The sequence below is a fragment of the Gordonia sp. i37 genome (assembly GCF_002043085.1).
GTDB classification, from domain to species: domain Bacteria; phylum Actinomycetota; class Actinomycetes; order Mycobacteriales; family Mycobacteriaceae; genus Gordonia; species Gordonia polyisoprenivorans.
This window is the reverse complement of record NZ_MVPX01000445.1, coordinates 1-9860: the sequence shown is the minus strand read 5'-3', so window position 1 is coordinate 9860 and position 9860 is coordinate 1. Positions and strand designations below refer to the sequence as shown.

12 protein-coding genes are annotated in these 9860 nt (G+C 66.0%); 6 read left to right on the top strand and 6 right to left on the bottom strand.

Features of this window, described 5'->3' with window-relative positions; translation table 11 throughout:
* A partial coding sequence (locus tag B1964_RS22040; RefSeq protein ID WP_253194119.1) for a thiamine pyrophosphate-dependent enzyme occupies nucleotides 1-367 on the top strand: 367 nt, incomplete at its 5' end.
* A gap of 94 nt (nucleotides 368-461) precedes the next feature.
* The gene (locus tag B1964_RS22035) at nucleotides 462-1301 is read left to right on the top strand and encodes a PaaX family transcriptional regulator C-terminal domain-containing protein (RefSeq protein WP_079931283.1); all 840 of its coding nucleotides are present in this window, start codon (nucleotides 462-464) and stop codon (nucleotides 1299-1301) included.
* Between the two features lie 102 nt (nucleotides 1302-1403).
* Here the strand turns inward: B1964_RS22035 and B1964_RS22030 are convergent, their stop codons facing one another.
* Nucleotides 1404-2498 carry an LLM class flavin-dependent oxidoreductase gene (locus B1964_RS22030; RefSeq protein WP_079931284.1) on the bottom strand — a complete coding sequence of 365 codons (1095 nt, stop codon included), beginning with the start codon at nucleotides 2496-2498 and terminating at the stop codon, nucleotides 1404-1406.
* 185 nt (nucleotides 2499-2683) lie between these two features.
* On the opposite strand from B1964_RS22030, the gene B1964_RS22025 reads away from it, so the two are divergent.
* Nucleotides 2684-3661, top strand: a complete 978-nt coding sequence (locus B1964_RS22025) for a helix-turn-helix domain-containing protein (RefSeq protein ID WP_079931282.1) — start codon at nucleotides 2684-2686, stop codon at nucleotides 3659-3661.
* Nucleotides 3662-3739: 78 nt separating this feature from the next.
* Here B1964_RS22025 and B1964_RS22020 read toward each other — a convergent pair whose 3' ends face one another.
* A complete protein-coding gene (locus B1964_RS22020; protein WP_079931281.1) occupies nucleotides 3740-4135 on the bottom strand; it encodes a RidA family protein in 396 nt (131 codons plus the stop codon).
* Between the two features lie 98 nt (nucleotides 4136-4233).
* On the opposite strand from B1964_RS22020, the gene B1964_RS22015 reads away from it, so the two are divergent.
* From B1964_RS22015 to B1964_RS22005, 3 genes are read left to right on the top strand one after another with little or no spacing between them, the layout of a single operon-like run.
* Nucleotides 4234-5148, top strand: a complete 915-nt coding sequence (locus B1964_RS22015) for a fumarylacetoacetate hydrolase family protein (protein ID WP_253194118.1) — start codon at nucleotides 4234-4236, stop codon at nucleotides 5146-5148.
* A gap of 11 nt (nucleotides 5149-5159) precedes the next feature.
* Nucleotides 5160-5639, top strand: coding sequence for a cupin domain-containing protein (locus B1964_RS22010; RefSeq protein ID WP_079931279.1), 480 nt, complete (start codon nucleotides 5160-5162; stop codon nucleotides 5637-5639).
* The gene (locus B1964_RS22005) at nucleotides 5636-6541 is read left to right on the top strand and encodes an acyl-CoA thioesterase domain-containing protein (protein ID WP_079931278.1); all 906 of its coding nucleotides are present in this window, start codon (nucleotides 5636-5638) and stop codon (nucleotides 6539-6541) included. The genes B1964_RS22010 and B1964_RS22005 overlap by 4 nt, the downstream gene beginning before the upstream one ends.
* Nucleotides 6542-6564: 23 nt before the next feature.
* On the opposite strand, the gene B1964_RS22000 is transcribed toward B1964_RS22005, so the two are convergent.
* The 4 genes from B1964_RS22000 to B1964_RS21985 all read right to left on the bottom strand — a co-directional run bounded on the left by B1964_RS22000 (nucleotide 6565) and on the right by B1964_RS21985 (nucleotide 9736).
* Complete coding sequence (locus B1964_RS22000; protein WP_346348418.1) at nucleotides 6565-7260, bottom strand: rhomboid-like protein; 696 nt, start codon at nucleotides 7258-7260, stop codon at nucleotides 6565-6567.
* 74 nt (nucleotides 7261-7334) lie between these two features.
* Nucleotides 7335-8141, bottom strand: coding sequence for a hypothetical protein (locus B1964_RS21995; protein ID WP_253194117.1), 807 nt, complete (start codon nucleotides 8139-8141; stop codon nucleotides 7335-7337).
* A gap of 28 nt (nucleotides 8142-8169) precedes the next feature.
* The gene (gene ppk2 / locus B1964_RS21990; protein WP_006372506.1) at nucleotides 8170-9117 is read right to left on the bottom strand and encodes a polyphosphate kinase 2; all 948 of its coding nucleotides are present in this window, start codon (nucleotides 9115-9117) and stop codon (nucleotides 8170-8172) included.
* 106 nt (nucleotides 9118-9223) lie between these two features.
* The gene (locus B1964_RS21985) at nucleotides 9224-9736 is read right to left on the bottom strand and encodes a DUF6764 family protein (protein ID WP_006372505.1); all 513 of its coding nucleotides are present in this window, start codon (nucleotides 9734-9736) and stop codon (nucleotides 9224-9226) included.
* Between the last annotated feature and the right edge of the window lie 124 nt (nucleotides 9737-9860).

Below are 9860 nucleotides of genomic sequence, written 5' to 3'. Positions count from 1 at the left end.
CCTGCCGGTGCTCGGCACCGGTGACGGCGGGTTCCTGATGGCGATCTCGGAGCTGGAAACGGCAGTACGCCTGCGGATTCCGCTGGCGATCGTGGTCTACAACGACTCCGCCTACGGCGCCGAGGTCCACCACTTCGGTGACGCGGACATGACGACGGTGACCTTCCCGGAGGTCGACATCGCCGCGATCGCCACAGGCTATGGCGCAACCGGCGTGACGGTACGGTCCCTCGACGACCTGGAACCGGTCCGCACGTGGGTGGCCGCGGCGGTGTCGGGCTCCGACGTCGGGCCCTTGGTGATCGACGCCAAAATCGCAGCCGACGGTGGCGCGTGGTGGCTGGCGGAGGCATTCGCGGGGCACTGAGCCGGAGGCGATCGTCAGGCACTGAGCCGGAGGCGATCGTCAGGCACCAGCGCCCCGACGCGACAACCACCACCGGCCCCCGTATGGTGTAAAAATGACGACCGTCGCCCATGCGCAGCCGCCTGCCCTCACCGCTCCTGCACCTCGTCACCTCATCGTGACACTGTTTGCCATGTATGCACGGCCGGAGAACAATTGGCTGTCGGTGGCCTCGGTCGTGCGGCTGATGGAGGATCTGGGCGTCGACGGACCGTCGGTGCGGTCATCGATCTCGCGGCTCAAGCGCAAGAACATCCTCACCAGTGTGCGGCACGACGGGCAGGCCGGCTATTCGCTGTCGCAGCCGGTCCTCGACACCATCAACGATGGGGACGCCCGCATCTTCAGTCGCCGCCGCGCCGCCCTCGACGACGGGTGGGTGATCGCGGTGTTCTCCATCCCCGAGTCCGAGCGCGACAAGCGACATGCCCTGCGCACCGCGCTGACCCGCCTCGGCTTCGGCATCGCCGCTCCCGGCGTATGGATCGCTCCCGCAGTGATCATCGGCGAGGTTCGTAAAATGCTGCACCGCAACGGGATGGATCGTTACGTCGACCTGTTCGAGGGCTGCCGGCTGGATGCCGACGCACCGTCGAAGGTCGCCAAGTGGTGGAATCTGGATGAGCTCGCCGCCCAGTACCGCAGCTTCTTGGACCATTATCACCCGGTTCTCGAGGAGATGACCGAGAGCATCGACGCTCGAACCGCATTCGCCGACTACGTGCCGATGCTGACCACCTGGCGCCGACTCCCCTACCTCGACCCCGGCCTACCCCTGGAGTTGCTGCCGGCACAGTGGCCCGGCGTCGACGCCGGTCAGGTCTTCGGCGACCTCGACTCGGCACTACAGACCCGTGCACGCGAGCACGTCCAGAACGTCGTCCACCCCGGCTGACGCGTCCCCGCAATTCCACCCCCGCTCGAGGATCGGATTGCGCGTTGCAATCCGGTCGTCGTTGCTGGGCGGAATCGAGGGAACGAGCCGGCGGCGGCGCGACTATCCGGCTGCCCGGACGCCCATCTTCTCCAAACGCGGAAGTACCTCGGCAGCAAAGTATTCCAGCTCACTGATGTAGTCGACGAACGACATGGTGATGCCGTCAAAGCCGGCGTCGGCGAACTGTGCGATCTGCGCGGCGACGTCGTCGGGGCTGCCGATCAGCGGACAGGTACCGTGTCCGGCGGCGAATCGTCCGCGGAAGGTGGCGAGCATTTCCTTGGTGAATGACTGAGCGTGCATGCCCTGCAGCGTCATCAGGTTGTCCACCGCCTCCCAGTCGGCGTTCTCGACGGCGTAGTAGTGCAGGTAGTCCTCGGCTTCGGCGCGTGTCGGCCGGCACACCACATGCGTCGGGGTCAGCACTCCGGTGCTGCGCCCCAGCGCAGTCGACGCGGCGCGAATCGAGGTCACCACGTCGGCACCCTGGACCGGATCGCCGACGATGGTGAACACCAGATCGGCGTTGCGGGCGGCGAAGTCCTTGCCCTGCGCACTCGATCCGGCATTCAGCACCGGCACCCGACCGCCGCGGGGCTTCGGCGCCCCCTCCAGACCGGTGAGGTTCCAGAACTCGCCGGTGTGATCCCACCGACCGTCGCGGCTCCACAGATCGGTGACGACGTCGAACCACTCCTGCGCCAAGGCATATCGTGAATCGTGATCCTGTGGCAGGTCGACGCCCATCGCCAGATATTCGGGCTGATTCCAGCCGGCGACGACGTTGATTCCGGCCCGTCCCGAGGCCACCTGGTCCATCGTCGCGATCTGCTTGGCCGTCACGACCGGATGATTGAACGCGGTGTGCACGGTCGCGAACGCGCGCAGCCGGGTCGTCGACGCCAGGATCGCGGTGGCCCACGGAATCGGTTCGAGCACTCCCTCATGGAAGTTCGTCTGCCCGCCGTAGCCGATCCAGCGGGCGATCGGCAGCATGAAGTCGATGCCCACCTCGTCGGCGAGCCTGGCAAGGGCGAGATTGTCGGCCCAGGAACCCGACCAGCGGTCGTCGATGGTGGTGACCGCCAAACCCCCGGAACAGTTCGACGAGAACAGCCCGAGTTGAAAGCGGTCGGCCGGAGTGGTTGCTGACATGGACAGCCCCTTGTGCAGTAGGTGAAAGAGATCGACTGTCATGGTCGACGATTCATCCGCATCGCACTATCCAGCAAGCGCGTCCACTATCCCCCGACGACGTTTATTGTGAGAGTGACACCACCGTCACGAACTCGTTACACGTCGGTCGGACGCTGGGAATCACAGCGACGACGAGGAGCCCCATGACCGTCGATGCCGGACCCATCCAGGCAACCAGCCTGTCCCTGACCCCGCTCGCCAATCACAACGTCCTGACCACCGATGATCTCGACGAGGCGCGGGCGTCGGTCGGGCGATCCCTGTGCCCGCATCGCTTGCGCGCCACCGGCTCTGTGGTTCGCGCAGTCCACAACGTGACGACGCTGGGTGAGTGCGGCTTTCACTACATCGATTATCGCGGCGGCGCCGAGGTCAGCACCGAAGGCTTGCCGTTCATCCTCGTACAGATTCCGATCGCCGGGCACTGCGTCATCAGTGCACAGGGCGACGATCGCATCGTCGGCGTCGGCCAAGCGGTGATCACTCCGACTGCCGTGCCGCTGCGGATGACCTACGGCTACGACAATCCGCGACTGATGATCCGGATCGATGCCGCCGCATGGGCCGCACGAGCCGAACCGTTCACCGCGGCTACCGAGGTGAACGCATCAGTGGTACTCGATCTGACCAGCGGCGCCGGACACACGTGGCGCACCCTCCTCGACCTGACCCTTGCCGAAGGCAACGATCCCACGCACGACGCGCGTTTCGTCGCATCGCTCTCGTCGGCCGTCGTCGATGGACTGTTGGCTGCCTGCCGAACCAACTCAGACCATGCATCGACTCGGGCCCGCGTCACGCCGCGGCGGCTGCGGAACGCATTGGAGATCGTCGAGAGTCGCTGTGCCGAGCCGCTGACCGTTGCCGAGATCGCCGCGTCCGCGGGCCTATCCGTACGAGAACTTCAGGGTGCGTTTCGGATTCATCTCGACACAACCCCGACCGCACATGTGCGTCGCGTACGCCTGGATCGGGCGCGCGCCGATCTGACCTCCGGCACGGTCGAGCACGTCACCGACGCCGCAACCCGCTGGGGCTTCGCGCATCTGGGACGATTCTCCCGGGACTATCGGGTCCGCTACGGCGAGACGCCGAGCCAGACGCTGCGACGTCACCGATAGACCGACGGCCCGACTCCCACACCCCGCCGTCCCCGGAGGGCGCAGTGTGGGGGCGTGTCGAGTGGGGGGCAACCCGCCTCATACGACGGCGCCGACGCCCTGGATCTCGATCTTCGCCTCAGGCTGCCACAGGCCGGTGACGCCGATACCGGCCATCGCCGGATAGTCCGAGACGCCGGTCATCTCGCGCCAGATGCGGCCGATCTCTTTGCCGTTGGCCTGGTACTCGGGGATGTCGGTGAGATAGATGGTCACCGAGAGCAGTCCTGCCGGGCTGCCGCCGGCCGCCTCGAGAGCCGTGAGGAAGTTGCCGAAGGCCTGGCGGAATTGCTCGATAATGCCGCCCTCGACGATCTTTCCCTTCGTGGTCAGCGCGGTCTGGCCGGCCAGGAAGATGAGGTCGCCGTGGCGGGTGGCGTGGGAGAACCCCGACGGCTTGAGCAGGGTATCCGGATTGACGAACGAGACGGACATGGGATTCTCCTCAACAGGTGCAGAGTGGGGCATTCTGTTATATCGTAGTTGTCACGATCGTCATGTGCACGCTATACGACATTTCGAGGAGAGAACCCGTGACCGGAACCACCGCCAGCGGTCCGGCCGTCCTGGCCACTCTGCGTACGCCTGCGGGTACCCGCGCCGCAATACGCATCGATGACGACACCTATTCGTTGCTGCCCAGCGCCGATGTCGGCGCCCTGCTCAGGGAGCCAGGCTGGCGAGGGTCGGCTGCGCAGAAACAGGTGGCTCCCGTCGACACCGTCTCCGCTGCCGACGCCGACTACGCGCCGCTGGTCACCACCCCGACCAAGGTGCTGTGCTGTGGCCACAACTACCGCGGCCACATCGCCGAGATGGGTCGCGAGATACCCACGCATCCCACGATTTTCGCCAAGTTCGCCGACACGCTGATCGGCGCACACGACGACATCGTCATCGACGCCGCAGCGGCCGTCGGTCTCGACTGGGAAGCCGAACTCGCCGTCGTCGTCGGCACCACGATCAGAAACGTCGACGCCGCAACAGCCCGGGCCGCGATCGCCGGCTATACCGTCGCCAACGACATCTCGATCCGTCCGTGGCAACGTCACACCGGACAGTGGTTGCCGGGCAAGGCATTCGACGCGACCACCCCGATCGGACCGGTGCTGGTCACAGCCGCAACCCCGGACACCGCGGGCGGGTTCGATCCAGCCGACGGCCATGAGATCCGGTGCACCGTCAACACCACCGTCGAGCAGAAATCCGACGTGAACGATCTCGTGTTCACCGCCGCCGACCTACTCGCCTATATCTCGACCTTCACCACGTTGCGTCCCGGCGACGTGGTGCTGACCGGCACCCCGGCAGGTGTGGGAGCCGCGAGCACACCACCGCACTATCTGGGTGACGGCGACGTCGTGGTCACCGAGATCGACGGACTGGGGCGGTGCGCCAACCGCATCGTGATCAGCCCGGCACCCGCCCAGCCCACCACACACGAATGAGAGGTACCACCATGTCCACCACGGAATCCGCCACCAACCCCGCGCCAACCGTCTATTCTGACCAATTCCCCTGCGGCACTGTCCCTGTCGTCACCAAACACGGCCACGAGTTCAGTGCCACCGCGCAGTCCGGCGGGGCCGTGCGGGTCTCGGGCGTCAGTCCGCAGCACACCCCGGCCACCAAGATCTGGTACGGCAAGGTCTCCAACGAGCCGGGCTACCGCTCGCTGCCCCATCACCACGGCGAAGCCGAGACCGGCGGCTACGTGCTGACCGGGCACGGCCGCATCTACTTCGGCGAGAACTACTCCGAGTATGTCGACATGTACGCCGGCGACTTCGTCTTCGTGCCGCCGTTCATGCCGCACGTCGAGGCCAACATGAGCACCACCGAGGAACTCGTCTGGCTGACCGCGCGCACTCCCGACAACATCGTCATCAACCTCGACGAGGTCGACGACGCGACGTTGGAAGGGTACGTCCGAGGATGAGCACCCCGACCCAGACCGAGACCCCCGGCACCGAGACCTTCAGCCTCCTCGACGCCTTCGATCTGACACCCCAGACCGACCCGACCGCCGCCGATGCGCCCGACACCTTCACCGCGCGCCATCAGGTGATCCCGTCGGGTCGCGCCTACGGCGGCGAAGTGGTGGCTCAGGCGGTCACCGCCGTGTCGAAGACCGTCGGCGACGAGAAATCCATCCACTCCTTCCACGGCTACTTCCTGCGGCCCGGCGACGTGCACGAACCCACCAGCTGGACCGTCGACCGTACTCGCGACGGACGCGGATTCTCGGCGCGCGCGGTGACCGGCGTGCAGAAGGGCAAGGAGATCTTCACCGGTCTGGCGTCCTTCCACACCGGCGCGGGCTCGCCGGCGCATCAGGAACCAGCCCCCGAACTGCCCGATCCCCAGTCGCTGCCGACGTCGGCAGAGTTGCTCGTCGGGTCCACGGTGCGCGACGCGCGGTACTGGTCGTATCAGCGCCACTTCGACATCCGCCACGATCCGGGCGCGATCTACACCAGCATCACCGGACCGCGCGTGCACCGACAAACAGTGATGCTCAAAGCATTTCACGCACTACCCGACGATCCGGCAGTACATCGTCAGGCATTGGCGTATCTGTGCGACTACACCCTGCTCGAGCCGGCGCTGCGGTATCACGGTTACGCCTGGGCCGATGAGGGTGTGGTGACCGCGAGCCTCGATCACGCGATGTGGTGGCACAACGACGGCCGTGCCGACGAATGGATCGCACTGGTCCAGGACGTCCCGATCAGCGGCAATGGGCGAGCTCTTGCACGAGGCCAGATCTACGACTCCGCTGGTGTTCTCCTGGCCAGCGTCGTGCAAGAGGGCATGTTGGCTTTACCGTCGGAATCATAGAAACGCCGGCGGGCCTTCGGGGGCTACCGGCCCGGCTGTGACCGGCGCCGGGAACCGAGATGCCGCCGAATCGCCCGGACGACGACCATCGGGTCCCACTGCTGCCCGGCGAGGCCGCGGGTGAGTGGGTACCAGGCGAATCCGATCAGGGCCGAACACGCGTGCCCGATGTTGGTGACGGTGATGTGCGAGAGAAGCGGGACGACGTAGATCACCACGCAACCGGCGACGTACGCCCACCGCCACGGGCGGGCGATGTGATAGGCCAGCACCGCCGCGACCGCCGCCAGAAAGTAACTGACGCCGACGTCGTGGATGTGTACCAGGTCCGCACTCGCATCACCGGATGCGATGGCACGCCGCAGCAATCCCTCACTGGCATAGGTGGCGACGACGTGTGCGCTGAGACCGACCACGACGAAACGTGCGGTGCCGAGCCATCGTTCGGCCGGGATCAGGAAGATGCAGAAGAGGATCAGATACGGAAACCAGTACGAACCGTCGAGCCAGAACAGGCTCGCGAGGAGAACCTGGAACGGATCCTTCTGCAGATTGACGATATTGGTCGACTGATGACCGAGCACGTGGTTGAGATGCCTCGGCGACATCGAGTGCTGCAGGATGGTCGTCATCAGCAGGATCACGAGCCACACACAGGTCACGGGAGCGGAACGGATTCGATCCCAGATCCACGCGCCGGCGCTCGTCAGTCGGTCCACCTCGTCTCCCACTCGTCAGCCCCGATGATCAGTGTGCCGGTCGAGCGACGCCCGCGCCGGGGACCGGGACACACTCAGCGCGCGATGAGCCGCACGACGATGCCGAGCACGATCCCGATCGCCCCGGCGATCGCACCGACCGTCGCCCACCAGGTGAGGTCGTTGGCCAACGCATCGGTGGCCGCTCGGGTCAATGCGTTGCCGGTGGAGTGATTGACGAACTGGCGGTTGACCAGAGTCGTCGCGTTGAGCGCCGCCAGCCAGCTCAGCAAAGCTGCCAGCAACCCACCCAGACCGAGAGCGATCAGCACCGTCCCGCGTCGTCGGGCGATGAGCAGGGCAAGGAGGCCGGCGATCACGGCGACCGCGGTCGCGACGTATCCGATCGTCGTGATCTGTTGTCCGACTTTGTGATACCGACCGGCATCGAGCCCGCTGCCCTCGGCCATCGGCACCTCGATCTTGCCCGGCACCGAGGTCACCAAAGGCAGGTTGGCACTCTTGAGCGCCCGGTTCACCATCGCGGTGATATCGAGCTGCATCTCCTGGGAGCCACCCGCGGGGGCGGGATCGAAGAGCCAGGAATGCTGCTGGCGGACGAGATCGGCGAAGTCGGCGGGGAAGTCCTGTCCCTGCGTGTAACGCTTCGCGAACGGTTCGATCAGCGTCGACGCTCCGGGCACGTTGACCCGGGAGGACACCTGCTCGGTGATCTCGTCGGCGATGAACGCCTGCACCTGCGGGTCGTGCGCGAGCGGCGCAGCCACATCGGCGAAACCGTCGGCATCGACCACCCGCTCGGCGGCCCACATCGACGGCAGGGCGACGACGATGGCCACCATCGCGACAAGGGTCAGCAGCGCACTGAGAAACGTTCGCACCGGCACGAGGGTACCTGCCGAGACTCGCTCACTCGTCGGCGATGACCCGGGCCCGGCCGACGATCAGCGGATCGGGGGTGCCGACGAGCTCGTCGTTCTTGCCCTTGTAGTCGAACAGGCTGAGCACGTGGCGCATCGCGTTGATCCGCGCGCGCTTCTTGTCGTTGCTCTTCACCACCGTCCAGGGCGCGATGTCGGTGTCGGTCTTGGCGAACATCGCCTCCTTGGCCGCACCGTAGGCATCCCACTTGTCGAGCGACGCGAGGTCCATCGGGGACAGCTTCCATTGGCGGACCGGGTCGATCTGCCGGATCGCGAAGCGGGTGCGCTGTTCGAGCGGGCTCACCGAGAACCAGAACTTCACCAGGTTGATGCCGTCGTCGACGAGCATCTTCTCGAACGCCGGGACCTGATCCATGAACTGGTCGTACTGCTCGGGGGTGCAGAAACCCATCACACGCTCGACGCCGGCCCGGTTGTACCAGGAGCGGTCGAAGAAGACCATCTCGCCGCCCGCGGGCAGATGCTGCACGTACCGCTGGAAGTACCACTCGGTGGACTCCCGTTCCGAGGGCTTCTCCAGCGCGACGACCCGGGCGCCGCGGGGATTGAGATGCTCGTTGAACCGCTTGATCGTCCCGCCCTTGCCCGCGGCGTCGCGGCCCTCGAACACCAGCAGGTGACGCTGGCCGGTCTGCTTGGACCATTTCTGTAGTTTCAGCAGTTCGATCTGCAGCCTGCGCTTGGTCACCTCGTACTCGCGGCGACTCATCCGCTCCTCGTACGGGTAATCCTCACGCCAGGTGTCGACGACGTTGCGCTCGGGCAGCGTCAGCAGCACCGGATCGTCGTCATCGTCGTCATTCACCTCGAACTGGGTGGTGTCGTGTAGATCGACGAGGCTCTGCAGCGCTTCGCGCCCGTTGAGCTTGCTGAAGTCGGGGCCCAGGGTTTCCAGGTCGTGTAACTCGGTCACGGATCAACGATATGCCGCGGTCACGAACGTCGTGTGTCGAAGGGGTGAACGAGGAGACCCTCAGATCTGTGAAGTCAGACAGACCTGAGGAGTCGGACCCGTGAAATCAGTTGTGCAGGTCGATCGAGCCGTACTTCAGGCACGCCTTGCCGCTGGTGGTGTCGGCGGCGGCGGCGAAACCGCCCGAGCAGCCGACGCCGGGCTGACCCGAGTAGGCCTGGCCCCCCCAGCCGCCGATGGCGACCGAGTACCCGCCGGCGCGGGCCTGGGCGACCGAGAGCGCCTTGGGTCCGGTGGTGATGGAGTAGGAGGTGCCGTTGGTGGTCGCCCCCGCCAGCGCCGACGAACCGGGCGCCTGGTTGATCGCATTGGCGTTGCCGCCGCGGTCGGACACGGCCACCGCCGTACCCCCACCGGTCTCCTGCGCGCTGGCACTGCTGCCCACACCGGCGCGCGCGCCGCACCCGCTGGTGCCCTGAATCTGTTGCACCTCATGGCCATTCGTCGCGTTGCAGGTGACCGCCTGGGCACCACCGCCACCGAGGCCGAGACCCCAGATCGCTCCTGCGCCGCCGACGGCGACAATCAGGGCCCGTGCCGCAAACCTGTGAGTACGCAACGTGAATCGGCCTCCTCGCCGTATTGGGACAGCCATCTGGCGATGGCGGAAGTGATGACCAGATGGTCAGACTGAGCACAGCGTACTCCCGTCACCGACACCCGCCCGACCGACTCGGTCACGG